The sequence below is a fragment of the Salinivirga sp. genome (genome assembly GCF_055145285.1).
In genome coordinates this window covers 24,642-49,891 of record NZ_JBSRDC010000061.1, presented here as the reverse complement: position 1 = coordinate 49,891, position 25,250 = coordinate 24,642, and the positions used below count along the sequence as shown (strand labels likewise).

The following is a 25,250-nucleotide window of genomic DNA, read 5'->3' as shown; positions in this document are numbered from 1 at the left end:
ACAGCCATAATTTTAAACACCGCCCATATGTTAGAAAAACAAAAGTAGTCCCCCAATTGTAAAAAACAAAATCATAATGCACTCAATGGAAGTTATTTATGCGTTTGTGTTTTCAAGTTGGGTTAATCGACACCACTTGCCCCAACCAGCATTTTGGCAGAGCTGAAACTTTAGTTGCCATATATGCTTACGTCTGTGGGGTGGCAAACTAAAAATTATGTGTTCTTTGCAAGAAAGCGTCAAACCCTGCGTTGCACTCGTTTTTAAAACACCGTGAGCAGTGATGAAGCATTAATAGATCAGACCTGTGCTTCCCCTGATTTCTTAAGTGCAAATTTGGTCAGGATTGGGCCAAGAATTTCAAAAACCACACTGGTGGCTGTAATGGTGGTGAAAACAATGTTTCCGATGTGACTACCCATGGTTAGCCCGGCATCGTCGATTTCGGGTCCCATGCCCTGGAAACGGTTTTTAACAATAAGGGCCAGACCAATCGCCACACCGGCTTGTGAAAGTATTCCAAAGCCCAGGTATTTACGTACTTTGGGCTCCATTTTACCAAGACTGGCTCCTACAAAAGCACCTCCGCCTAATCCGGCTATTCGGCCAATAACATACAAAAGTCCGATCATGCCTAAGGCCGGAATAGATTTTAAATGCAGATTAGCTCCGGCAATGGTAAAAAACAAAAGATAAAAAAGCGGAATAATAAAACCAACTTCTTCTTCTTCATACTCTTTTAGTTCCTCGAGTTTCGGGTAATTCCCGATTACAAGTCCAAACACCATGCCCGAGAGAATCTCCGAGAGATTTGCCAGTTGACTAACTCCGGTAACCAATATCACTGCACCAAAGGAAAGCAGCATTAACTCTCCACGAAAACCTTTAAAACGGTTCAACCAAATAAACAGCATAGCAGTTGCCCCACCCAATAAGATGCTGAGCCCGATTTCACGAAAAGGTTCAATAAGGGAAGTCCAAATGCTGCTATCAAGAGTTCCCTCGCCGCCCAAATGTGAAAGAAGAAACATAGCTATTGGACTTATCAACCCGAATATGATAATGGCCAATCCGTCGTCTATGCCAACGATAGAATATAAGGTCTGAGTGAGGCTGCCTTTAGATTTTGTCTCATCAATAACAGCAATGGTGCCGGCCGGAGCACTGGCCGGAGCTAAAGCTCCGAATATTAATGCTAACGCCAGATTACCGGTGAAAAGATATAACAGTAGTGCAACAATTATAACAGCGAGGAACGACTCGGAAAGAACGGTAATAATAATTCCCCGTCCATGTGCCATAACTTCTTTAATGTTTATTTCCAACCCGATTTTAAAAGCCACAAACCCTAGCACCATATGGGTAATAAATTCCATATTGCCAAGCATTTGCTCATTCATTAAGTTCAAAACCGAAGGTCCTAAAGCAATACCAGCAATCATATAAGCGATTACATTGGGTAAGTGCAACTTTTTTGTAAGTTGCGACAATGCCAGCGGAATCAAAAACATGATACCTATTATAAATAGTATTGGTAAAGAGGTATTTTCAAACCAGGTGACCATTGTATTTGTGTTTTCTAATTAGCAATTACTAAAAGCTTCACGAACAAATATAAAGAAATAAACCCCTTTTTACCATTATAGAAATCTAACAACAATTCATATTCTGCTGCTTTGGCGGGCATTTGACACTTCCGTAACTGCAAAACACACAGCAGTCGCCCTGTTTGGGGTTTAAAACCTCATGACAATTTTCACACTCATAGAAGAATTGACAGGAATTTTCTGGCATGGTTTCTTCTTTTTGATGGCCACATTTGGGGCAGGTTATTGTTGATTGGAAAATAGTTTTCTTCATAGGTGTTTTATTATTATGCACAACATCAAATTGTGTGTTTTCTAAGAGACTCTCGTATGTTTACAAAGTGAAGTGTTTAGTTCAGAATGTTCGAGATCAAGGCGTGTGAGAATTTAAAACCGCAGCATACATAGGGTATGTGAGGATTTTAAATTTGAGCAACAACGTGATACATTGAGCATGTCGAAATGCAGATATCGGACATTATGGACAAACACTGTTTGGTTTATCCCCTCCAGTTCGGGCCCGGATCAACCTGTACATTTTCATGTTGATAAAACAGGAACCCTGATTTTGAATAAGTTAGGCTAAAACATTAACCTCAAACCTACAATCAATCGGTTGCCATATTCAATTTCGGAAGTTTGCGAAGAGTTTACTGCAATTTGGTACAATCCTTCAATTTTGAGATGGGGAGATACAAATTGAACTCCCGGGGAGATATATCCCACAAAATCTGATTTCCCTGAGGTCGGATTATTGTTGACCAACGAAAATTCCTGAACAGGCGATAATATCCAATTCTCTATACCGGGCAAAAAGATGTTGCGCGAAATGGCCAGATTCATTTGTAACTGGTTGGCTGCTGCCTGGTTGTCCTCCGTATTATAGCTTACCCATTCGTAGGCATTGTTTAAGTCGAACGACCAGAGTCCTGGCCGGTACGAAGCGTTTACGCCTATCACAGGACTGAAGGTTTTTGATACCGAGCTGTTGAATACGGGAAATGTAGTTCCGGCAAAACCAGCCACACCAAGTGAATACTCTCGGGTGTTACGGCGGTAAAGCTTTACTTTCCCCATCAGAAATGGATCCATCCAGCGATTGTTCATCTCCATCATTGTTTCGTTTTTCCCCACTGCACGGTAACTATTGCGAAGCATCACAGTGATGTCCGGGGTTAAACCATATGCAACAACCATTGGTGTCATGTGCACCAGGAGGTCGTTACTACCTATCCGGTTGAGTATGTTTCTGTACTGGAGGCGGAGGATAATACGATCCTGGGCCGGGGTAAGCCCTGCATCCACACTAATTCCTTCAGCTTTTGATTGTAACCCGAAGGAGCATAAAATGGCCGCCAGTAATACAAAACTGAAGGCTTTATTCCTCATCTTTTAGAGGTTTAATTTTCTTGCCGGGCGTAAAATTGGCTTTCTTAATACGTTTTTCGACTTCTTCGTTAGAAACTTTGGCGTCAGGCTTCAATTCTATAACCACCTGTTTCTCTCTGAAGCTTGCTTTTGACCCTGCAACTCCGTCAATTTTATTTACCTGCTTTTCCAGGGCTGACTGGCACCCCGGACAATCCATACCAAAAACTTCGTAGTAAATAACTCTTTCTTGTTTGGTAGAATCCTGTTTAACAGCAGGCGCCGGGCTGTTTGTAAATCTTGCAGAGGCTTTAGTTGAAGCCCCTAAAAGTATAAGTAGCGTTACAATTATTGTAAGTTTGTTATTCATCTGTTTCATTTTATTAAAATTAATTACTGAAGTTTCGCAGTTGACAACACCCTGATTAGCAATATTATATATGGCGCGATTTTATTTTACCCCTGTACCCGTTCGCCGATAATTCTTTTAGTCATACCATTTAACGATACATCGCGGCGAAATTCCATTTCGATCATTGTTTCTACCATAATATCGCCTCTAACGAGGCTCGATATATTTCGGGAAGCACCGTTGGTTATTGAGCGCAGTTGAAATACAGGTGCGAAATTATGGTAGAAATTGTATGCTTGAGTAATGCCCGAGCGCCGTTAGGTGCGGAATTATCATATTAACCAAAGAGCTGTTTTTTAATTGTTTATATAACTGCGAAATATCAGTTAATTAGTTATAAATCACTAGGGTCAGATAACACACCTTTCTATTCGAGACCCAACTGTGATTAGAAGTTAAGTAATTTTCACCTTTCTGTTCAGGTGGGCATATTATTGATCCATAAGAACAAAACACGCAACAATCTCCCTGCTTTGGTTTTAAAACTGTATGACATTTTTCGCATTCGTAAAAAGAACTGACATGCATCTACCGGCATTGTTTCTTCTTTTTGATGACCACATTTGGGGCAGGTTATTTTAGGACGTGACAATAACTACATTAAATATAGGGTAAAAAGGCTGCCCTTTTTTCAGACAGCCTTTGTTTAGATTAATGGTTATGGTCTTCGTGACCTCTCATTTCCATTACTTTCTTAGTTTCAGTACGGTCGTATTTGCAGCATCCGGGAAGTGCATTGTACACCTCATCGTCAGCTTTATGCATAGGTGTGTCATGCCCTACTTTGGCAATAGCCCTCTGCACACTGGATACCGAGGTTTTGGATTCATCAAAGGAAAGCTCTATCATTTTGGTTTCTTTGTTCCAGTCTGCTTTGGTAACACCATCGACAGATTTGGCGGCTTTCTCAATGCGGGTTTCACACATGCCGCAATTACCTTTTACTTCGAATTTTTCGGTTTTTGCCTGGGCAAATACCATACTTGCTCCGAGAAGGAACATAGTTACTAAACTTAACACTTTTGTTTTCATATCATTATAATTTTAATGTTTGATAAATATTACTGTTTTATACCTTGAAAATGCAAATCATCCGATGGATCATTCATATCCATTTGAAAGGTGTACGAAAAACTGTGATTTGTCATATCAAAACCTCCAAAGTGTTCATCACCTTCATTATGTTCTTCACTCATGTGGTGCATCCATTCGGTTTCACCATCATGCATGTCATCCATCATTCCGCCACTGTGCCCCTCACCGAGCATGTGTCCATACATTTCTTCAAAGTCATCGCCGGTGTAGCACACGTGAGCGCTATCGTTGTCCATGTAATAATTCATCATAAAGGTGGTATCGAAATTCTCCGTATAACAATGTACCCGGATTCCATTTTCGCCGGTAATTGTAATTTCGGTAGTAGCCGGAATGCTTTCCGCCACTTCTGCGGTGCTTTTAGTTTGCGAACCGTTTAAAGTGCCTTCGTAAACACCATCTACAGTTGGATTATTGGTCTCATCTTTTTCACAAGCTGTAAACAAGACCAATAATGCTACAACTATTCCTGAAATTTTTACTAAATTTTTCATAAACTTTTATTCTATTAATTAAACTATACTTTTCTTAATCGTAATGCATTAGAAATAACCGAAACTGAGCTAAAACTCATAGCGGCAGCTGCGATAATGGGGCTAAGCAAAATTCCAAAAACCGGGAATAAAACTCCGGCTGCAACCGGAACGCCGAGTGAATTGTAAACAAAAGCAAAGAACAAATTCTGCTTTATATTACGCATGACCTTGTGGCTTAATTCCCGCGCCCGGACAACTCCGTCCAAATCACCTTTTACCAATGTGACTTCTGCACTTTGCATGGCGATATCGGTACCGGTTCCCATGGCAATGCCCACATCAGCCAGTTCCAACGCCGGGGCATCGTTGATACCATCGCCTGCCATGGCAACTTTCTGCCCTTTTCCCTGTAACTCCTTAACTTTATTGAACTTGTCATTGGGTAGACAGTCTGCTTCAAAGCCATCGAGTTTTAACTCATCGGCCACTGCTTTGGCTGTAAATTTATTGTCGCCGGTAAGCATGTACACATCCACGTCCATACTTTGTAATTCCCGAATTGCTTTGGCAGAGGATTCTTTAATGGTATCGGCCACGCTTACAATACCTTCAACTTTATTTTCAATTAAAAGGTACATCACCGTTTGACCTGTCAATTGCCATTCTTTCACAGTCTCCTGCTGTTCCTTTGGAAGAGTTGCTCTAAAATCATCAGCCAACCGATTATTTCCAAGCCCAACTTGTTTCCCGTCAATCATTCCTTTTACCCCTTTGCCGGTTACTGCTTCAAATTGTTCAACCTTTTGCAGTTTAATCCCTTTTTCTTTTGCTCCATTTACAATTGCTTCTGCAACGGGGTGTTCACTATTGGCATCAACTGATGCGGCTATCCTGAGAATATCTATTTCGGACAAATCTCCAAATGAGTGAAAAGCTTTTAATGCCGGTTTTCCTTCGGTTATCGTCCCTGTTTTGTCGATAATAAGGGTATCCACTTTGTTCATTTCTTCAATGGCACGGGCATCTTTAACCAGCACGCCGGCTTGTGCCATTCTTCCAGAACCTACCATGATAGACATGGGCGTGGCCAACCCTAATGCACAAGGGCAGGCTATAATAAGTACTGCAATTGCATTGACAAAAGCGTAAACATATGCAGGTTCAGGACCCCAGATTGCCCAAACGGCAAAGGTAATGATAGCAATGCTTACCACAATTTGCACAAAATATTTGGCTACCACATCGGCGAGTTTTTGTATAGGAGCACGCGACCGGCTGGCCTTGTTGACCATTTCGATAATTTGAGCCAGCAGGGTATCGTTCCCTACTTTTTCAGCTTTCATCTCAAATGAAGTGTTCCCGTTTATGGTTCCTCCGGTAACCTTGTCATTTTGTGATTTATCTACCGGAATAGGTTCCCCGGTAATCATGCTTTCGTCAACAACAGCATTACCTGTTGTGAGCACACCATCGACTGGTATTTTTTCACCGGGACGCACCCTTAAAATGTCACCTTCCTGCACTTCTTCAAGGGGTAATTCTGTTTCTTCTCCATTGCGGATAACTCTTGCTACCGGCGGCACCAAATTCAGGAGAGCCTTTATGGCGGAATTGGTTTTGCTGTGCGCCCTGAGTTCGAGTACCTGGCCCAACAATACCAAGGTTAAAATGACTGCTGCGGCTTCGAAATAAAGGTGAACGTTTCCGCTCGCATCTTTAAACTGTTCAGGAAAAGCTTCTGGAATAATTAATGCAAATACACTGAAAAGATACGCAGCGCCAACTCCTAAAGATATCAATGTCCACATGTTAGGCGACCAACGCCGAATGGAACTATATCCACGCTTAAAAAAGACCCAGCTCGAATAGAATACCACAGGCGTTGCCAATGCAAATTCAATCCATCCCCAGACTTTACGGGGAGCTATTTCGTCTAATTTAAGAAATGGAAAAAATTCTGACATGGCAATAAAGAAAACAGGTATGCTTAAAGCCAATGCCACCCAGAATTTTTTGGCCATTTTCTTGTAGGCTTTTTCTTCCTCGCTGGTTTCTTCTGCTTTTTCAGGAACTAAATCCATTCCACATTTCGGACAGCTGCCCGGGTGCTTCTGTTGCACTTCCGGGTGCATCGGGCAGGTATAGATGATTTTCTCGCTGCCGGGACCCGAATTTTCTTCTTCTTTTTTCAGGTGCATTCCGCAAACAGGGCAATCACCCGGTTTATCGTAGGTTTTATCACCTTCGCAGTGCATGGGGCAATAATATTTGTCGCCGCTTTCCGAGTGTGGGCGATGTTTATGCTCATGCTTACTTTCTGCATGCTCATTTTTGTGCTCACCATGATGGTGATGTTCATGCTTTGGTTCATCATCACCTACTGGAACCAGGTGCATATTGCATACCGGGCAGTTTCCAGGCTGGTCATAAACTTTGTCCCCTTCACATTTCATGGGGCAGTAAAATTTGTTATGCTCTTTACTTTCCATTTCTACAGTTTTAAATTAAATCCCGAGGTCTTTTTTCTTCGATTCATATTCCTCTTTGTCAATTTCGCCACTTGCATATCGTTCTTTGAGTATATCGATTGCCGATTTATGATTGGCTGTGTTATTTAGGATATTATTTTGGCCGGTAGAGCGTATTACGACCCAAATTATGGCTGCAACCACAACAAGGCCGATTATCCACCACCAAATCATACCAAAGCCCATTCCTCCGTATCCATGCATATTAAACTCCTTTCTTATTTTTTATAGTGATGCAATAACCTTTTCAAGTTTTGATTTGATTTCTTTGGCAACAGCTGCAACACGCTCATTGTCGACAGCCATCATTGAGGCTACCGGGTCAACGGCTGCTACTTCCACCTGGTTTTCATCGATTTCCTGTACAATTACATTGCATGGAAGCATGGTGCCAATCTTATCTTCCTGAAGAAGGGCTTTATGGGCACTTGGCGGGTTACATGCACCCAGGATTTTATATTTTCTGAAATCCACATCCAGTTTCTCTTTAAGCTTTTGTTGAATGTCAATTTCGGAAAGTACTCCAAAACCTTCTGTTTTTAATGCTTCTGTTACAAGCTCTATCGCCTGATCAAAATTTGCCGTAATTGTTTTATTAATGTAATATTCCATGATAAATATCTTTTAATGTTTGTGACTGTTTTGATTCGTATTTCCTTGTATATTTTGCATTCTGCCTTGCCTCATGTTATCCTGCTGCATCATCATGTTTTTTAACTGTTCCTTTTGCTCATCAGTTAGTACAGAATTCATGTTGTTGGCCGTTTCATAGGCCGCAACCTTCATGTTGATTTTTGTCTCTGAGCAGGCTTTCATTTGACTTCTGACCTCATCAGCAGTAGCGTCGTTTTTCAGCATATTTTGAAGCTTCATTCGCTTCTTGGTCAAATCGGCTTTATAATCTATCTGCTGCTTTTTAAATGACGCCTGCATGTCGATGAGTTGTTCCGTCTGATCTTGTGACAGGGCCAACTGTGACTGCATATTGGGGAGCATGTTGACTGCCATCATATATTTTTTCATGGGCATTTGTTGCCCCATCATGCCTTTGTGCATCGGGCACATCATGTTTTTCATCATACCTCCGTGCATCATGCCACCCTGCATCATGCCTTTACTTTGCATCATCATGCCTTGTTTTTGACCTGATTTTTGACTTTTTCCCTGATGCATTTGTGCATTTGCTGTAAAACCAGTTAGGAAACATATTGCTGTTGCCAGAATTGCTAACTTTTTCATAATTACTCCATTTTTAATGATTAATATCTTTTTCTTTAAATTCTTATTGCAAAGATACAGGATGCTGTCCGCTCCCATGTTACATAATTCGTTGAATGATTTACATAATTCATAGGTCATTAATTGATTTACGCTTTTGTTCTTTCATATTTTTAAAATAAGACGGACTAAAACCTGTTGTTCTTTTAAACTGGCCGGAGAGATGGCCCACACTACTGTACCCCATTTCCCAGGCAATTTCACTTAGTGTTTTTTCATCGTACACAATTAATTCTTTTATCCGTTCAATTCTGAGATTAATAAGGTATTTCTCAATGGTTGTGCCTTCAACAGATGAGAAGAGCGAACTTAAATATGGATAATCGAGATTAATTTTATCGGTCAGGTAGTCAGAAAAGTTGAGTCTTTCGTCCCACTTGTTATGATAAACGTAATCAACTGCTGATGTTTTAATCTGCTCTATTAGCCGGCTATTTGAATCATTGATTATCTCGAAGCCAACCTTTTTCAGATTTTCGTCGATTCTTTTGATTGCACTCTCGTTCAGCTCTTTGCTTGTTCCTACAACTCCCAGTTGGATATTCTCAACTTCAACTCCGGCCTGCTGAAATGTCTGTTCAACCACCATGATACAGCGGTTGCAGACCATGTTTTTTACTGAAATTTTCATGATTTTGCTATTAAATGGCAAGAATACCTGATTCATCATTGCGAATTTTGTACACTTCCTCCACCGGTGAAATGGCAACCAAACCGTCTCCGCGATAGCCGGTACGTCCGTTTTCACGTATTATCTTAACTACCGATTTTACGTGTTCGTCTGCAACCAATATTTCCAGTTTGATAACCAGGTACGCATCAGCGAATGGATATTTCTCGCTGACGTGTTCTTTTTCGTGGTCGGAATACTGTCCGGTTCCCTCACATTCAACTAAGGTCATGCAGCAGAAACCTGCCTGCTTCAGGGCGTTGTATACCTCTTCTGTTTTTCTGTGCCTGATATATGCTTTAATTAATTTCATAATATTGAATTTTAAGTTTAACAATTCATTTATTTTGTTTTGATTTTACTGACCGGTTCTTCAGAACAATTAACCAGGTCTTTTAACTCGCATTTTGGGCAACCACTGACGCTGTTAGCGTTTTCGTCGTTAAGCTTACAGGAATTCGCATTAAACTCAGCATCGGGGTCGAACCACAATTTAATTCCGAGGGCCAGCATTACAACGGATACAAGAATTATTGATATGATTAATAGTTTTATAAACATAATACATGATTTTAAAATGAAAGATGAGTTATTGCAATAACGCAACACACTAACTGCCAGACTATTACTTGTAGTATGGAATCAATCTTTATTTTAAAATCAAATCAGGAAAGTTTGAAAAAGCACCTGAGTGTCTTTTTCAATGAGGGGGGGACTATATTCAGTATAAAACTGATAAGTTGACTTTGGAAATAAATCCAGGTTCAATGTGGTATAAATAAATGCTACTGCGAATTCACTATTAAAAGAAAATTGAACAGCATCTTTTACAAATTCATTTGTTGTCTGTACGCCTTGATATTCGTTTTCGCAGCACGGGTTTTTATCAAAACTAGTTTTGTTTTTGTTGGGGTTTTCAGAATCATCGCAAGGTTCTTCCATATCCATTACACCACAACCTATGTGTGTATCACCCAACATTATCTTTGTCGCCACGGTCTCACCACCGCAAAAGTGCGTTCCTAAGGTCAAGGACGTGTGGCTTGCCAATAGAATAAAAGATAATAATATGGGAAAAACCTGTTTCATCTTATACTATAAAACGCAGTAATAAGTAAATTGTTCTATTGAAAAACAAATATGCTATCAATATCCTTATTCGTTGCCATTGAAAATCAATCAACGATGCAACATCATCGACGAAATTGTCAATAAATAACATTTCATTAGTCCTTATTCTTGTACTTTTGCTAAAAATATTAGCAAAAACTTGTAAAATTTGCTTAGTTTTAAAGCAAAATAGCGTATCTTTTGCTTAAAATTTGTGCAGAATGGAAAACTTATTTCGAAAATCATCGCAGAAAATAAATAATTGCCCAGGGAAGTTTTATCGGTATTTATACAATAAAATTAATTATAATAACCGATTAATTAGCGTATTGGGGGCACGTGGAACAGGGAAAACAACTTTATTATTGCAAATTGGTTTTAAATTCAGCCATAAGACAACACTTTATGTAGCTTTGGATGACCTGTTTTTTTCTAATAGCTCTTTATACGGTCTTGCAGAAGAATTTAATAAACGGGGTGGCGAATTATTACTGTTAGATGAAGTGCACAAATATCCAAACTGGTCACGGGAATTAAAGTTGATTTATGATGATTTCCCAAATCTTAAAACGCTTTTCACTTCGTCATCAATATTAGATATTTATAAAGGAGAGAGTGATTTAAGCCGACGTGCCTTGAGTTATCACTTAAAGGAGCTTTCTTTTAGAGAATTTTTATTGTTCCACAAAGAGATAAACGTTCCCACATTTACATTGGATGATGTTTTAAAAAATCATGAGTCAGTAACAAACGATTTGTTACAAAAATTTAAACCGTTACAATTCTTCCATGAATATTTGCAGGTTGGTGTATACCCTTATTACGATGGAGAGAAAGAGGAATACTATCAAAAGTTGCGACAAACAATAAGTTTGATTTTAGATGTTGATATGGCGGCAACGCAGAACATCAATTATGCTAATATTGTAAAACTTAAGCGTTTGTTATATATTTTGGCTGTTAATGTGCCATTTACACCTAATATTAGTAAATTGAGTGAACGAATAGGTATCAATAGAAATTATTTAGTTGAAGCACTTCATTTTATGGAAAAGGCTGAGTTGATATCCGCCCTCAATAAACAATCTAAAAGTATAGGTACATTGTCGAAACCCGATAAAATTTGGATGCAAAATACAAACCTAAGTTATGCTATTAGTAATATTGAACCAGATATCGGAAATCTAAGAGAAACCTTTTTTATCTCACAAATGCGACATATTCATGAAATCAAGCTTTCCGAAAAAGCTGATTTTCTTGTAGACGATACCATAGTTTTTGAGGTTGGAGGGAAATCCAAAAATAAAAAACAGATAAAGGGTGTGAAAAACGCTTTTGTTGTGAAAGATAATATTGAAACCGGTGTTTTCAATGTGATTCCTTTATGGATATTTGGTTTGTTGTATTAACTCGAAAAAAAATAAAGTTAACAATCAATTTCACAATCTTCTTCTATTTTTTTGTTTTCAATTTGAAGGGTTGTGTGGTTGATTCCAAACTCGTGTTGGAGTTCATGTTGTAGGTTGGGAATAAAATTGTCCTCGTGGCCTTCCGGCATTATCAGGTGAGCGGTTAATGCTGTTTTTGTGGTGCTCATTGCCCAAACATGCAGGTCGTGAACGTTTTCTACGCCTTTTTGTGCCAGCAGAAATTTCCTGACTTTCTCAAGGTTGATATGTTTGGGGACGGCATCTAAGGCCAAATCGATAGAATCGGTAAATAATTGCCAGGTTCCCCAAAGGATAACCGCAATAATAAGGAAACTTGTGAGTGGGTCAATCCACTGCAATCCGGTAACATTGATTAATAAACCAGCCACTACCACGCCCAGCGAAACTCCGGCATCGGCTGCCATATGAAGGAATGCGCCCTTGATGTTCAGGTCGTTTTTTTGGCCTTTCATAAAAAGCAAAGCGGTGAGCGTATTAATTACTACACCAATGGCGGCAACTATCATTACCTGTGTGCCGGCCACCGGTTCGGGATTTTGGAATTTCCCGATGGCATCCCAGGCAATTACGGCCACAGCGCCAAACAGCAACAGAGCATTTAAAATGGAAACAAGAATGGTTGTTTTTCGAAGTCCGTAGGTGTATTTACCTCTGGGTTTGAAAGTAGCCAGCCACATAGCTGTCCACGCGAAAGCAAGCCCGAGCACATCGCTGGCATTATGTCCGGCATCGGCCAGCAGAGCCGATGAATTGGCAATTAATCCGTAAACAATTTCAACTACAATATAGGCTACATTTAAACCAATGCCCAGGGCAAAAGCTTTACTATAGTTTTTGCTTGCCTCTTGCGTATGTTCGTGTATATGTGTCATAAGGTTATTGCTTCTCTTTGAGTTGTTTCTTTACTTCTTTATCAAAGTCCGATTCGTAAAATCTCACAATGTATTTTGTGTTTTCCCTTCTATTGCTCCGTGTTGAGTGGTGTGTGCAAAATTTGCACATACCACTTCTTCATTCAGCTCGCCCGAATCAAAAACTTTTTTCAGGTGTTTAGTAATCACCGACCTGTCTTTTTCAAACAATGTTGCCATGGCTTTTTGTGTAAGCCACAACGTGTCGTTTTGAAAATACACTTCAACATTTACCTTTCCGCTTTCGGTTTGGAAAATGACAAAGTTTTCTGTTTTTTGCAGTTCATTTTTTCTGTCCATCATCTGTTTCGGTTAAGCCGGTAAAACTCTTTCTTATCAACCTATCAAAAATAACAAATTACTACAAGAGCAACGAAAAAACCGGGGTATTTCCGGTTCTACCACCTCCGGAATTTTGTTCGACTTTCGGCGAATCATGGCTCGGTTATTAAAACCTATTTCCCTAATTTCAAAATCCGAATTGCTCCTCTTACCACAACCAAAAAGACAATAGCTCCTACAAGGAGGTCGGGGTATTTTGATTGAGTGAGCATGACTAAAATTCCTGCTACAATTACACCCGAATTAATGATGACGTCGTTGGAGGTGAAAATCATGCTGGCTTTCATGTGGGCTTCTTTGCTTTTTGACTTTTGAAGCAGATAAAGACTCACGGAATTGGCAATAAGTGCCAAAATGGAAACTCCAATCATTATCCTGAAGTCAGGAATTTCTTCTGCTGCGATAAACCTGCGTATAACTTCCAAAAAGCCAAAACCTGCCAGAGCCATTTGAAAATACCCGCTTAGCCTGGCCACTTTCTTTTTGCGGGCAACCGCAGCGCCCACTGCCCACAAACTCAAGCCGTACACAGCCGCATCAGCAAGCATATCGAGCGAGTCGGCCACCAAGCCCATGGAACAGGAAATAAATCCAGTGGTGATTTCAATGACAAAAAACGCAAAATTGATAAGCAGTACAGTCCACAATAATTTGGTTTGGCCGCTTGTACTTTCGGCACTAAGGTCGGTTTCTTCGGCTTTTTCAGTTTTCACCAGTTTTGCTCCAAGGTTCAGGCTGTCCAGTTTTTGGGTAATTTCCGAATTTTCGCCGGAATGAAAGACCGAAAGTTTGCGGTTTTCAATATCGAACTCCAATTGGCGGATGCCTTCAACACCATCCAGTTTCATGCGGATGAGGTTCTCTTCCGAGGGGCAGTCCATTTCCGGGATGTTGTATATGGATTTTTGCATTATTTTCTCTCTTTAAGAATTACATTCAACGGAATAAAAGCGCCTACTTTCAGTCCCCAGTCAACTTTATCGGCAGGGGTAAACAGAAAAGCAAAAACATTACCGTATTTGAGTTTTATGTTGGGGCCGCCCTGCAAAATAAATTTATCATTGTCGGCCATGTATTCTGCCGAAGCCACAAACGAAACGGGAATTTTCTTATCCATCCCGATAAACCAATATTCGTTGAACGTGTAGATACTGTTCATAAACGGTGTATAACCGGCTGAGAAATACCACTTTTTGTTCCACATCAGGCCTATTTCCCCGTGTAAACGCACAGCTTCATTACGGTTGCCGTCGAAATCGTAAATCACCAAGGGATTTACCCGGGCACCCATAATCAATTTATAGGGTTTTTTGTTGCTTTCCTGTGAAAAGGCCAAACCTACTGTGCATAAAAGTATCGTAATCAATATTAGTTTCTTCATAACGAATCTTTTTAAAATGTCATCCATTGTAAGAATACCAACATCAAAAGTACAAACAAGTTGATGCAACAAAGTTGCAAAGTTATACTATATTGAACCCTGCTAAAAAAATCAAAACACTTAGCCTTTAACATTTTTCTTGTACACCTTCCGTTCCTCCCCAAGTTTTGCCGATAAAAATTCTGCCCTAAGCGAACCTGAATAATCAGATAGCCGTTCACCCGAATTATTACTTTTGCCATTTTGGGTGTTATCAAAAGCAACCTGGGAAATATCAAAATTACGCTAAAGAAAGTACCATAACCACAATAAATCCTAACCATAGATTTTCTGTGTTCATAATTTATGCTTTTTGAGTGTATTCGACAAATATAAGATAAGATTATAAAAAGAGCCTTTTATCCTTTTATATTTTTTTGTATATTTGAAGAAAATTAAAGCAATTTATTATGGATATAAATTTAAACACCCCAGTAGGCGATATCGTAAAAGAAAATTTTCGCTCATCGCAGGTACTTGATAAATACAATATTGATTTTTGTTGTGGTGGAGATGTGAGTATAGAGGATGCATGCAAAAAATCTAAAACTGCCCGAGTTGGAGGCTATGGTTCTATCAACTGATCCTGATTCAAGGTATTTGAATTCGTTAGAGCTTGATGAATTAAGTAACTATATTGAAAAGAGGCATCATACTTATGTAAATGAGAACCTTCCTTTTTTGCAGCAAAAATTAGAAAAGTTGTGTGGTGTACATGGTGAAAAACATCCGGAGCTATTCGAAGTACGCGATTTGTTTGAGGGTGCGGCCGGTGCGCTTTCTGCCCACATGAAAAAAGAAGAGCTCATATTGTTTCCCGCTATAAGAAAAATGGTGAAGATTAAACAGGGAGCCTTTGAAACAAATGAAAATTTAAGTGAAGTAGCCGAAACAATTAATCTGTTGGATGAAGAGCACCAAACTGAGGGCAATCGTTTCAGGAGAATTTCTGAACTAACGAACAACTATACTTGTCCGCCCGATGGTTGCACTACATACAAGATTATCTACGAAACACTAAAGGATTTTGAGCAGGATTTGCATAAGCATATTCACCTGGAAAACAACATCCTTTTTAAGAAAGCTATTTCGTTAGAAAATGTAATAAACAGGAAGCAATAAATTATGTTGGCAAAAGGAACTGAATATGCACTGAGGGCTTTGGTCTACATTCAACTAACAAATTTGGAAAACAAAAGACCGGGTGTTATTGAAATAGCCAAGGAGATTGATGCTCCAAAGGCTTTTTGTGCTAAAATACTACAAACCCTTACCAAACATGCCATTATCAAATCAATGAAGGGCCGCGGAGGAGGCTTTTTCTTTGATGAAAACCAGTCAAAACACTCTTTGCATGAAGTGATAGTTGTTATGGAAGGTGATGGTATTTTTCATAAATGTGGTTTCGGACTTAAAAACTGTAGTGATGAAAACCCCTGCCCATTGCACTGGCAGTACCTAACGCTTAGACGCGGGTTTTACCAAATTGTAAGCATAGAAACAATACAATCGCTGGCAGAAAAAATTCGCGATGGAGAAGCTGTGTTGACCGATATAATTCAAAAATAAAAGTAGAATGAATAACGATGCACTAAGAGGAAAAATTAATGAGCTGAAAAAGCGGAAAAATGCTGTAATACTGGCTCATTATTACCAAATTGGTGAAATACAGGAAATAGCCGACTTTGTAGGCGATAGTTTGGATTTGAGTAGAAAATCTGCCGATACCGATGCTGATATTATTGTATTTGCAGGCGTACATTTCATGGCTGAAACGGCAAAAATTCTTTCGCCATCAAAAAAAGTGCTTATACCAGACCCCGAAGCTGGATGTTCACTGGCAGATTCTTGTCCCTACAACGATTTTAAAAGCTTTCGGGAAAAACACCCCAATCATGTGGTTGTATCTTATGTCAATACAACGGCCGAAATTAAAACACTGACCGATATAACATGTACATCAACCAATGCCAAGCAGGTGATAGACAGCATTCCACAGCATAAAGAAATTATATTTGCCCCGGATCGGAACCTGGGAAATTATCTAAACAGCATCACGGGCAGAAACATGGTGTTATGGGATGGGGCTTGTCATGTACACGAAAAGTTCTCTCTGGAAAGAATTTTAGAACTCAAAACACAATATCCGAATGCTCAAGTCATAGCTCACCCGGAATGCCAGAAACCAATTCAGATTGCAGCAGATTTTATCGGTTCAACTTCAGCTTTACTAAAATATACACAAACCGATGAAAGCAAGGAATATATTGTGGCAACAGAATCCGGCATTTTACATCAAATGAAAAAGCAAAGTCCGGAAAAACATTTCATTCCGGCTCCCCCTGCGGATTCAACATGTGGTTGTAGCGACTGCAAATACATGAAACTGCACACGCTACAAAAAATATATGACAGTTTGCTTTACGAACAATTTGAGGTACAACTTAGTGCCGACATTATCGAAAAAGCAAAAATACCGATTGTGAAAATGCTCGAACTATCAAAATAATAAAACCAAATAAAATGAATATTACAAACGTATTATCAGAAGAGCATCAAAACATACTACAAGTTATAGATGCGGTATTGAATGAATGTAATGAAATTGAAAACGGCAAAGAACCGGACAAAGATTATTTCATGCAAGTTGTGGATTTTATAACGAACTATGCCGATGGATACCATCACGCAAAGGAAGAAGATATTTTGTTTAAAACAATGCTGGAAAATGCCATAGGCATGCATTGTAATCCGATACCGGTAATGCTACATGAGCACGATGAAGGCCGCCGGTTTGTGAAAGGACTGGAAGAGGGACTTGCAATGAGTGATAAGGAGAAGATACTTGACAGTGCGCGTGGCTACTGTCACTTAATCCAGGAGCATATTTACAAAGAGGATAATGTGCTCTACCCCATGGCAGAAGAAACAATACCGGAGGAACAAAAAGAGTTGGTGCAACAAGCATACAACCGGATTAACAGCGACGTTTATCCAACGGAGCTAATACAAAAATACCTAAGATTGGTGCCTGCGAAATAAATTACGCCAGAGAAACCCAAAAAATAACAAATGATGCGCGGCAAATTATTTTGTGAAAGTAATTCAAGGTCAAACCCAAATTGAGCGATTTTCGCTCACGATAAAGAAATTGTATGCCTTTCACCTCACCAATTCGGTGAAAACCGACAATTTCTAAATCGGCTTCGCCTTCGCGTAGCTTCGGCCGAGCAAGGCTTCGCCTTCGCGTAGCTTTCGCTTCCCTTCGGTCGCCATAGGCTTGCCGCAGGTGAAACGCTATAGCTTCAGCGAACGCGGACAGCGGAGCAAGGGGTTAACCCTAAGTAAAGCGCTTTTTCACAACGATTAAACCGCTCAACTTAGGTCAAAGAGAAGTAAAAACATTTAAAATCATGAAAAAGATAATTACAATTTGTGCAGCACTATTAATGACTAAAACGTCAGTACTTTATCGCATTCAACTGTCCATTGGGCAAACTCTTTCATATTGCTTAATTCAACGCCTTCAATGAACGATAATTTGTCAATTCCCCGCGCTTCGGAGCAACCGCCACAGCTTTTTACTTCACCGCCTCTTTTAACAACCGATTTTAGCATTCTTTCGATATTGTAATAGCCGGAAGGTGTATTTTGGTTGGGCAGCCCGCAAAAAACGGCATCAGCTAAAAGGAAAATTTTCACTGCCACATTCTCGCCATGTTCTTTTTGCAACGTCATGGCCATTCTTAAAGCGTTGTAGGCCTTCTCAGTTCCGTAAGGTGCATCGTTGATAATAATTAAAAATTTTTGCATACCGTCAAAATATTTATTTAATTACAAATGTAAATATATAACTATGAGTTGCAAAAATTGAGCAAATCTACTTTTTATCTGGTTTATGAAATTGTTGTCCGCTCATTTTTTCAATGATTTTCTGACTAATTGATATCCATTTCTGAAGAAATAAATTACAGGAAAAATAAGCATGTGCATCAGTTTAGTATAGGGAAAAATCATGAAAATTAATAAACCAATGAAGATGTGCATTTTATAAATACTACTATGCGAGGCAATAACACTTCCTGCATCGGGTTGAAATGTAATAACTTTTTGAGCCCATTCGCCCAAAGCTGCATATTCGGAAACACTGGTAGTAGCAGTTGTTCCAATAGATGCCAACCCTAATGCAGCTTCTGTAAAGAGTAGAACCAGTATAAAATAGTCGTGGAAACTGCTGTTGTATTTCACACTAGTGACATTTGTTCTTCTGAGCAACAAGATAATCATGCCAATAAAGGCCATTAAACCAAAGGTTGTGCCGAGGCTAAGAGCGATTACTTTTTTGGTTTCTGTTGTCATTATCAAATGGTAAATTTCTTCTGGAATAAACAGTGTAAAATGCCCCAGAAAAACACCAATTATACCGTAATGGAATAAGTTACTACCCAACCGTATTTTTTTATCGGCAAAAAACTGGGTAGACTGCGCCTGAATGGTTCGGTTAGCATATACAAATCGTGTAATTAAACCGAACCAGAATACTGCCAAAGCAATGTGGGGAAAATAGGTAAATAAAAAGTTATTAATGTAATGTTCCATGGCATTAATGTTTACAATTTACACCCAAATTGAGCGATTCCGCTCAACGATTAAGAAAATGTAAGGCTTTCACTAACAAAAATGGTGGAAGCCAACATTTTCTAACTCGGGGTTAACTCTAAGTAAAGCGATACTGCGCACAACTCGTATCGCTCAACTTAGAGTAAAAAAGGTTTTGAACCAAAATCAACCGGTTCTTCTTCGTATTCTTTATCAAAATTTAATGGTTTTTGATTTTTAATTATTTTCTGAACAACTTCGGCATTGGGTTTTTCGGCCGATAATGAGATTACTGCATTAAGTATGTGACGATATATAATGTTTTTTTCGCGCAAGGCGATGTAAATGCGGTATATTACATCAATTGGCGGCACCAGTAGCTCAGATGCTTTGTCAACTTCCAGTTCAGACAAAAATTCAAGAAAAACCGGCAAATAGTCAGGCAGCTCGCTGGTGTTGAGCTGTAGTCCCTGTTCTTTGTACGATTCTATCAGGTCAACCATGGCTTGCCCTCTGTCCTTTGAATCGCCTTTTACATGTTCAAATAAATAAAGCGATGCACTTCGTGAATTATCAAAAATCTGAACATAATGAGCTTGCCATTCGATTAGCGGCATTTCCTTAAAATGATTTACAAACCGGATAATTTCGTCTTGTTCTTCATTGTTTAACAGTTCTTCACTATTTAGTTCTTCAGGAACTTCGTTGAGAAATTGCTGCAACTCCTCGTTGGGATAGCTTAGTAGCAGGCTTAATATTTTATACGTTTTAATCATGATTACATTCCTCCGAAAAGATTTTTGAATTTGGAACTTGTGGCATGCTTGGCATCGGAAAATCCACAACCTGCCTTATCTCCGTAAACATCATCGGCGTACTCTTTGTGTGTAGCCGGAATAACATAACGATCTTTAATATCCGCTATTGCCAGCAATTGATACATCTCTTCAGTTTGCTCAGGCGTTAACCCTGTTTCATTGAGCACTTCGGTATTTATAAAGTTATCTACTGTTTTGCTACGCATATAAGCCCGCATAGCCAACATACGTTTAAGCGCATCAACAATGGGTTTTATTTCGCCGGCAGTGAACATATTAGCCAAATATTGATTTGGTATTCTGAGCTTCTCTACATCCGGAATAATACCGTTTATTCCCAGTTTACTGCTCTCTGCTGCAGAAATAATTGGCGACAAGGACGGTACGTACCATACCATGGGCAGGGTTCGATATTCGGGGTGTAATGGAAATGCAATTTTCCAGTCGATGGCCATTTTATAAACCGGCGATTTACGGGCAGCTTCCAACACGGAATGGTCGATACCCTGCTTTTGTGCTTCCTCAATTATTTTTGGGTCGTTTGGGTCGAGGAATAAATCAAGGTGTTCGTTGTATAAATCCTGTTCCTTTTTTGTGGATGCTGTTTGCAGTATTTTATCTGCATTATAAAGCATTACACCAATATATCGTATTCTTCCCACGCATGATTCCGAACAGATTGTTGATTCTCCTACTTCAATGCGCGGATAACAGAGTGTGCATTTTTCCGATTTCCGGGTTTTCCAGTTAAAATAGACTTTTTTATACGGGCATGCGCTTACACATTGTCTCCAGCCACGACAACGATCCTGATCAATCAGCACGATACCGTCTTCTTCTCGTTTATAAATAGCACCTGAAGGGCAGGCGGCAACACAAGTTGGATTTAAGCAGTGTTCGCATAGCCTTGGCAGGTACATCATAAATGAGTTTTCGAATTCGGCATAAATTTCTTTTTGCACCTTATCGAAATTCACATCGCGGCCTCTTTTTTCAAATTCACTTCCCAGGTTATCTTCCCAGTTGGCTGATTTTTCAATCTTTTCCATGGGTTTTCCGGTAATCATTGAATAAGGACGTGCCGATGGAGGCGTTTTAAATTTAGAGCCGCTATGCAAAATCGAATAGTTAAAAGTAAAAGGCTCGTAATAATCGTTTATTGTGGGCATATATGGATTACCAAAGATATTTTTCATAATCCCCGTTTTAGTTCCTAATTGCGGGGTTAAACGTTCTTTGTCTAACATCCATCCACCCTTATATTTATTCTGATTTTCCCAATCATCAGGGTATCCGACTCCCGGTTTGGTTTCTACGTTATTGAACCAGACATATTCCATGCCTTTACGCGAGGTCCATACATTTTTACAGGTAACTGAACAAGTATGGCAACCAATACATTTGTCCAGATTTAAAACCATTGTTATTTGGGCACGTATCTTCATAATCATTTACTTTTTGTCGGATGGTTCATCTTTCCATTCAACTTTCTTTAATTTCCGGATAATTACAAATTCATCGCGGTTAGAACCGATGGTTCCATAATAGTTAAACCCGTAACTCAACTGTGCATAACCGCCAATCATGTGGGTGGGCTTAATGCTTAATCGTTCAACAGAATTATGCACTCCGCCACGATTTCCGTTAATTTGATTGATTGGCATATTTACGGTACGCTCTTGGTTATGATATACGATTAAAGCACCCCGGGGAATTCTTTGCGAGACAATAAGCCGGGCAACGGTTGCCCCATTGCTGTTAAATATTTCAACCCAGTCGTTATCCTGAAGGTTAATTTTTTTCGCATCATCTTCACTCATCCACGCTACCGGGCCACCACGGCCCAAGGTCAGCATCAGCAGGTTATCCGACCATGATGAGTGGATGGTCCATTTGTTGTGCGGGGTCATCATATTGATAATCATGGAACTCTCATCATTATCCATCTTCCCCAAAACCTGTTGAATAGATTTAGTATTTATAGGTGGTTTATAACAAACCATTCCTTCGCCAAATGCAATCATCCAGGGGTGATCCTGATAAGTAGTCTGCCGGCCGGTAAGTGTTCTCCAGGGAATTAACTCGTGTACGTTGGTGTACCCTGCATTGTAAGATACTTCTTCGGAGTCGATTCCACTCCAGATGGGTGATGTGATAATCTTGCGGGGTTGACTTAGAAGGTCTTTATACCGGATTTTTTCTTCTTTTCTTCCTTCAGCCAAATGCAAATGGTTTAATCCGGTTGTTTTTCCCAGGGCTTCCCAGGCCTTAACCGCAACTTGCCCATTGGTTTCGGGAGCCAGGGTTAAAATCACTTCAGACGCATCAATATCGCTTTCAATTTTTGCCAATCCGTTTGTTTCTCCTTTATTTTCAGAGGTATGAATTAATTTCTTTAAAAATTCAATTTCTGAACCGGTTTCCCAACTGATACCTTTCGCACCGTTTCCAATTTTCTCCATCAGGGGCCCTAATGTTGTATATCGCTGATACGTTTCGGGATAATTACGGGTAACCTCAATAATTTTCGACATGTTCTTTCCCGGTTTTAACTCCCGGCCCGTTTCTTTCCAGTCTTCTGCATTTGCAGTTTCCGAAATTTCCATGGGCGAATCATGCTGTAACGGTAATAATACAACGTCTTTCTCTTTTCCTAAATGATTTGTTGAAAGCCCTGATAAACTCTTGGCAATTCCTTTAAAAGTTTCCCAGTCGGAGCGCGACTCCCATGCCGGATCAACAGCTTTAGAGAAGGGGTGAATAAAGGGATGCATATCCGATGTGCTCAAATCATTTTTCTCGTACCAGGTTGCAGCAGGTAAAATAATGTCGGAATGTAATGCTGTTGTAGACATTCGGTAATCCAGGGTGACCAGTAAATCCAGTTTTCCTTCGGGAGCATTATCGTGCCATTTTACTTCTTTTGGAAGCTGTTTTTGCTGTGCTTTTAAATCGTCTCCAAAAACGCTGTTTTGTGCTCCAAGAAGATTTTTCATAAAATACTCCATACCCTTGGCACTCGAACCTAATAAGTTAGACCGCCAAACAAACATATTGCGAGGGAAATTTTTTGGATTGTCCGGATCTTCCGATGCGATGGTTACTTCATTTGTTTTAAGTTTTTCGAGTAAATAATTTTCAACGGTTTTTCCTTCTTTTTCGGCATTTTTTGCCAGCTTCAGGGGGTTTTCGCTCAATTGCGGGCTCGATGGCAACCATCCCATTCGCTCGGCTTTCACATTGCAGTCAATCATGGATTTTTTGCTCCATTCTTCTTTGTCAGCCAAAGGTGAAACCAGCTCAGATAAGTCTACCTTCTCATACCGCCACTGGTTTGTGTGCATATAGAAGAAAGAAGTAGTATTCATCTGCCGGGGCGGGCGGCTCCAATCCAGGCCAAAAGCTAAAGGAAGCCAACCGGTTTGCGGCCTTATTTTTTCCTGACCGACATAATGTGACCAGCCTCCGCCTGACTGGCCAACGCAACCGCATAACATGAGCATATTTATCGCACTTCGGTAAATCATATCGGTATGAAACCAGTGATTTACTCCTGCACCGATAATAATCATGGATTTTCCTTCTGTTTTGGCGGCATTGTCGGCAAACTGCCGCGCAGTAGTAATAATTTGCTCAGCAGGCACTCCTGTAATTTCTTCCTGCCATTTGGGCGTATAAGGCAAATCATCACTATATTCATCCGCTGCATTAGCATCATCAAAACCCCTGGATACGCCGTAATTCGCAACCATTAAATCGAATACGGTGCAGTAGGTAAAATCATTTTCCTTTGATTTTCTCACCGGCATCTTTCGTAAAATTATATCCTGATGTTGGCTGGCATTAAAATGTTCATGTTTGTATGTTTCCCCACCAAAATATGGAAATGCAACCTCAATAATATCATCGTTGTTATCAAAAACAGACATTCTAGGTTTAATTTCTTTGCCGGTTACAGTATCCGTTAAGTTAAGATTCCATTTCTTTGATTCGTCCCAACGTGAACCAATTGTGCCATTGGGAATGCAAAAATTGTTGTTTCCTTCATCTAAAAGTACCGGTTTCCATTCTGCATTTTTTTCACTATTTAAATTGTTTTTCAGGTCAGAGGCCCTGACTACCTTGCCGGGAACGTAGTGTTCTCCTTTTTTTTCTAACTTAACGAGGAAAGGTAAATCGGTATATTTTAAGGCGTAATTATAAAAATAGGAGGTTTGTTGATTAAGATAAAACTCTTTTAAAATAACATGTCCCATGGCCATTCCCAGTGCAGCGTCGGTTCCCTGTTTTGGTTTCATCCACAAATCGGCGAATTTTGCGGCATCATTATAATCGGGCGAAATATTGATAACTTTTGTTCCTTTGTAGCGAACCTGTGTCAAAAACGGGGCATCGGGAGTTCGGGTTACCGGCACATTAGAACCCCAAAGCATAAGGAATGAAGCGTTGTACCAGTCGGCACTTTCAGGTACATCGGTTTGTTCGCCCCATGTTTGTGGCGATGCCGGCGGTAAATCGCAATAAAAATCATAAAAGCTGAGCATTGTGCCGCCCAGCAGACTTAAATACCTTGCACCCGATGCATAGGAAACCATCGACATGGCAGGAATTGGTGTAAAACCAACCAAACGGTCGGGGCCATATTTTTTTATGGTATAAATATTTGCAGCAGCAATAATTTCATTTACTTCGTTCCATTCTGCACGAATCATTCCTCCCAGGCCACGTTCCGCTTTATATTTTTTTGAGAAATCATCATCAGCCATTAACGATTCCCAGGTTTTAACAGGGTCTTTCAATTGCTTTTTAGCTTCTCGATAAGCGCTTACAAGCGAAGCACGTATCATGGGGTATTTTATGCGGTTCGAGCTGTACAAATACCACGAATAACTAGCACCACGCGGACACCCTCTGGGTTCATGATTGGGCAAACCGGGGCGGGTCTCAGGATAATCGGTTTGCTGTATTTCCCACGTTACCAGGCCATTTTTAACAAATATTTTCCATGAGCAGGAGCCTGTGCAGTTTACACCATGTGTGGAACGGACAACTTTGTCGTGCTGCCAGCGATTACGGTATAAATTCTCCCACTTCCTGCCTTCATTGGTGGTGACGGTATGTTTATCCGTACTTTTTTCAACATCTCTGCTGAAGTATATGATTTTATTTAGCAAACCCATAATCGA

General features: G+C 39.9%; 30 protein-coding genes and 1 pseudogene. 6 read left to right on the top strand and 25 right to left on the bottom strand.

The window, feature by feature from the left end; all coding sequences use genetic code 11:
* Positions 1-299: 299 nt before the first annotated feature.
* The 16 genes and pseudogenes from ACTB0Y_RS12530 to ACTB0Y_RS12455 all read right to left on the bottom strand — a co-directional run bounded on the left by ACTB0Y_RS12530 (position 300) and on the right by ACTB0Y_RS12455 (position 10,502).
* On the bottom strand, positions 300-1,565 hold the full coding sequence (locus tag ACTB0Y_RS12530; protein ID WP_463207168.1) for a cation:proton antiporter: 1,266 nt from the start codon (positions 1,563-1,565) through the stop codon (positions 300-302).
* A gap of 85 nt (positions 1,566-1,650) precedes the next feature.
* Positions 1,651-1,860: a GDCCVxC domain-containing (seleno)protein gene (locus ACTB0Y_RS12525; RefSeq protein ID WP_463207167.1), complete on the bottom strand. Its 210-nt coding sequence runs from the start codon at positions 1,858-1,860 to the stop codon at positions 1,651-1,653.
* A gap of 308 nt (positions 1,861-2,168) precedes the next feature.
* Positions 2,169-2,975 (bottom strand): hypothetical protein, encoded by an 807-nt coding sequence (locus ACTB0Y_RS12520; protein ID WP_463207166.1) that lies wholly within the window; start codon positions 2,973-2,975, stop codon positions 2,169-2,171.
* The gene (locus tag ACTB0Y_RS12515; RefSeq protein ID WP_463207165.1) at positions 2,965-3,324 is read right to left on the bottom strand and encodes a heavy-metal-associated domain-containing protein; all 360 of its coding nucleotides are present in this window, start codon (positions 3,322-3,324) and stop codon (positions 2,965-2,967) included. The genes ACTB0Y_RS12520 and ACTB0Y_RS12515 overlap by 11 nt, the downstream gene beginning before the upstream one ends.
* A gap of 372 nt (positions 3,325-3,696) precedes the next feature.
* The gene (locus ACTB0Y_RS12510) at positions 3,697-3,894 is read right to left on the bottom strand and encodes a GDCCVxC domain-containing (seleno)protein (protein WP_463207164.1); all 198 of its coding nucleotides are present in this window, start codon (positions 3,892-3,894) and stop codon (positions 3,697-3,699) included.
* Between the two features lie 16 nt (positions 3,895-3,910).
* Positions 3,911-3,958, bottom strand: a pseudogene (locus ACTB0Y_RS12505) (hypothetical protein); the annotation flags it as partial.
* A gap of 59 nt (positions 3,959-4,017) precedes the next feature.
* A complete protein-coding gene (locus tag ACTB0Y_RS12500) occupies positions 4,018-4,398 on the bottom strand; it encodes a heavy-metal-associated domain-containing protein (RefSeq protein ID WP_463207163.1) in 381 nt (126 codons plus the stop codon).
* A gap of 29 nt (positions 4,399-4,427) precedes the next feature.
* A complete protein-coding gene (locus tag ACTB0Y_RS12495; protein ID WP_463207162.1) occupies positions 4,428-4,955 on the bottom strand; it encodes a hypothetical protein in 528 nt (175 codons plus the stop codon).
* 23 nt (positions 4,956-4,978) lie between these two features.
* Positions 4,979-7,426 carry a copper-transporting P-type ATPase gene (locus ACTB0Y_RS12490; RefSeq protein ID WP_463207161.1) on the bottom strand — a complete coding sequence of 816 codons (2,448 nt, stop codon included), beginning with the start codon at positions 7,424-7,426 and terminating at the stop codon, positions 4,979-4,981.
* Positions 7,427-7,441: 15 nt separating this feature from the next.
* Positions 7,442-7,669, bottom strand: a complete 228-nt coding sequence (locus tag ACTB0Y_RS12485; RefSeq protein ID WP_463207160.1) for an SHOCT domain-containing protein — start codon at positions 7,667-7,669, stop codon at positions 7,442-7,444.
* Between the two features lie 21 nt (positions 7,670-7,690).
* Positions 7,691-8,077, bottom strand: coding sequence for a DUF302 domain-containing protein (locus ACTB0Y_RS12480; protein WP_463207159.1), 387 nt, complete (start codon positions 8,075-8,077; stop codon positions 7,691-7,693).
* Positions 8,078-8,089: 12 nt separating this feature from the next.
* A complete protein-coding gene (locus tag ACTB0Y_RS12475; protein ID WP_463207158.1) occupies positions 8,090-8,704 on the bottom strand; it encodes a Spy/CpxP family protein refolding chaperone in 615 nt (204 codons plus the stop codon).
* A 109-nt stretch (positions 8,705-8,813) separates the two neighbouring features.
* Complete coding sequence (locus ACTB0Y_RS12470) at positions 8,814-9,374, bottom strand: helix-turn-helix domain-containing protein (protein WP_463207157.1); 561 nt, start codon at positions 9,372-9,374, stop codon at positions 8,814-8,816.
* 10 nt (positions 9,375-9,384) lie between these two features.
* On the bottom strand, positions 9,385-9,726 hold the full coding sequence (locus ACTB0Y_RS12465; RefSeq protein ID WP_463207156.1) for a P-II family nitrogen regulator: 342 nt from the start codon (positions 9,724-9,726) through the stop codon (positions 9,385-9,387).
* Between the two features lie 29 nt (positions 9,727-9,755).
* Positions 9,756-9,974 carry a hypothetical protein gene (locus ACTB0Y_RS12460; protein WP_463207155.1) on the bottom strand — a complete coding sequence of 73 codons (219 nt, stop codon included), beginning with the start codon at positions 9,972-9,974 and terminating at the stop codon, positions 9,756-9,758.
* 99 nt (positions 9,975-10,073) lie between these two features.
* The gene (locus tag ACTB0Y_RS12455) at positions 10,074-10,502 is read right to left on the bottom strand and encodes an HYC_CC_PP family protein (RefSeq protein WP_463207154.1); all 429 of its coding nucleotides are present in this window, start codon (positions 10,500-10,502) and stop codon (positions 10,074-10,076) included.
* Between the two features lie 242 nt (positions 10,503-10,744).
* On the opposite strand from ACTB0Y_RS12455, the gene ACTB0Y_RS12450 reads away from it, so the two are divergent.
* A complete protein-coding gene (locus ACTB0Y_RS12450) occupies positions 10,745-11,932 on the top strand; it encodes an ATP-binding protein (RefSeq protein WP_463207153.1) in 1,188 nt (395 codons plus the stop codon).
* A gap of 17 nt (positions 11,933-11,949) precedes the next feature.
* Here ACTB0Y_RS12450 and ACTB0Y_RS12445 read toward each other — a convergent pair whose 3' ends face one another.
* The 4 genes from ACTB0Y_RS12445 to ACTB0Y_RS12430 form a co-directional block, all read right to left on the bottom strand.
* A complete protein-coding gene (locus ACTB0Y_RS12445; protein WP_463207152.1) occupies positions 11,950-12,846 on the bottom strand; it encodes a cation diffusion facilitator family transporter in 897 nt (298 codons plus the stop codon).
* A 63-nt stretch (positions 12,847-12,909) separates the two neighbouring features.
* Entirely contained in the window at positions 12,910-13,188 is a 279-nt protein-coding gene (locus tag ACTB0Y_RS12440; protein ID WP_463207151.1) for a hypothetical protein, read from the bottom strand.
* Between the two features lie 152 nt (positions 13,189-13,340).
* Positions 13,341-14,138, bottom strand: a complete 798-nt coding sequence (locus ACTB0Y_RS12435) for a cation efflux transmembrane domain-containing protein (protein ID WP_463207150.1) — start codon at positions 14,136-14,138, stop codon at positions 13,341-13,343.
* On the bottom strand, positions 14,138-14,608 hold the full coding sequence (locus ACTB0Y_RS12430) for a hypothetical protein (protein ID WP_463207149.1): 471 nt from the start codon (positions 14,606-14,608) through the stop codon (positions 14,138-14,140). Before ACTB0Y_RS12430 ends, ACTB0Y_RS12435 begins: the two co-directional genes overlap by 1 nt.
* Positions 14,609-15,057: 449 nt before the next feature.
* Between ACTB0Y_RS12430 and ACTB0Y_RS12425 the strand changes: the two genes are divergently transcribed.
* From ACTB0Y_RS12425 to ACTB0Y_RS12405, 5 genes are read left to right on the top strand one after another with little or no spacing between them, the layout of a single operon-like run.
* Complete coding sequence (locus ACTB0Y_RS12425) at positions 15,058-15,231, top strand: DUF542 domain-containing protein (RefSeq protein ID WP_463207148.1); 174 nt, start codon at positions 15,058-15,060, stop codon at positions 15,229-15,231.
* Positions 15,215-15,769 carry a hemerythrin domain-containing protein gene (locus tag ACTB0Y_RS12420; RefSeq protein ID WP_463207169.1) on the top strand — a complete coding sequence of 185 codons (555 nt, stop codon included), beginning with the start codon at positions 15,215-15,217 and terminating at the stop codon, positions 15,767-15,769. The genes ACTB0Y_RS12425 and ACTB0Y_RS12420 overlap by 17 nt, the downstream gene beginning before the upstream one ends.
* Before the next feature lie 3 nt (positions 15,770-15,772).
* Positions 15,773-16,216: an RrF2 family transcriptional regulator gene (locus ACTB0Y_RS12415; RefSeq protein WP_463207147.1), complete on the top strand. Its 444-nt coding sequence runs from the start codon at positions 15,773-15,775 to the stop codon at positions 16,214-16,216.
* Between the two features lie 7 nt (positions 16,217-16,223).
* The gene (nadA, locus tag ACTB0Y_RS12410; RefSeq protein ID WP_463207146.1) at positions 16,224-17,156 is read left to right on the top strand and encodes a quinolinate synthase NadA; all 933 of its coding nucleotides are present in this window, start codon (positions 16,224-16,226) and stop codon (positions 17,154-17,156) included.
* Positions 17,157-17,170: 14 nt separating this feature from the next.
* Positions 17,171-17,689, top strand: coding sequence for a hemerythrin domain-containing protein (locus ACTB0Y_RS12405; protein ID WP_463207145.1), 519 nt, complete (start codon positions 17,171-17,173; stop codon positions 17,687-17,689).
* A gap of 411 nt (positions 17,690-18,100) precedes the next feature.
* Here the strand turns inward: ACTB0Y_RS12405 and ACTB0Y_RS12400 are convergent, their stop codons facing one another.
* From ACTB0Y_RS12400 to ACTB0Y_RS12380, 5 genes are all read right to left on the bottom strand, one after another.
* Positions 18,101-18,460, bottom strand: coding sequence for a DsrE/DsrF/TusD sulfur relay family protein (locus ACTB0Y_RS12400; protein ID WP_463207144.1), 360 nt, complete (start codon positions 18,458-18,460; stop codon positions 18,101-18,103).
* A 102-nt stretch (positions 18,461-18,562) separates the two neighbouring features.
* Complete coding sequence (gene narI, locus ACTB0Y_RS12395; RefSeq protein ID WP_463207143.1) at positions 18,563-19,246, bottom strand: respiratory nitrate reductase subunit gamma; 684 nt, start codon at positions 19,244-19,246, stop codon at positions 18,563-18,565.
* A 158-nt stretch (positions 19,247-19,404) separates the two neighbouring features.
* Entirely contained in the window at positions 19,405-20,022 is a 618-nt protein-coding gene (narJ, locus tag ACTB0Y_RS12390; RefSeq protein WP_463207142.1) for a nitrate reductase molybdenum cofactor assembly chaperone, read from the bottom strand.
* 2 nt (positions 20,023-20,024) lie between these two features.
* The gene (gene narH / locus ACTB0Y_RS12385; RefSeq protein ID WP_463207141.1) at positions 20,025-21,509 is read right to left on the bottom strand and encodes a nitrate reductase subunit beta; all 1,485 of its coding nucleotides are present in this window, start codon (positions 21,507-21,509) and stop codon (positions 20,025-20,027) included.
* Positions 21,510-21,515: 6 nt separating this feature from the next.
* Positions 21,516-25,244, bottom strand: coding sequence for a nitrate reductase subunit alpha (locus ACTB0Y_RS12380; RefSeq protein ID WP_463207140.1), 3,729 nt, complete (start codon positions 25,242-25,244; stop codon positions 21,516-21,518).
* Between the last annotated feature and the right edge of the window lie 6 nt (positions 25,245-25,250).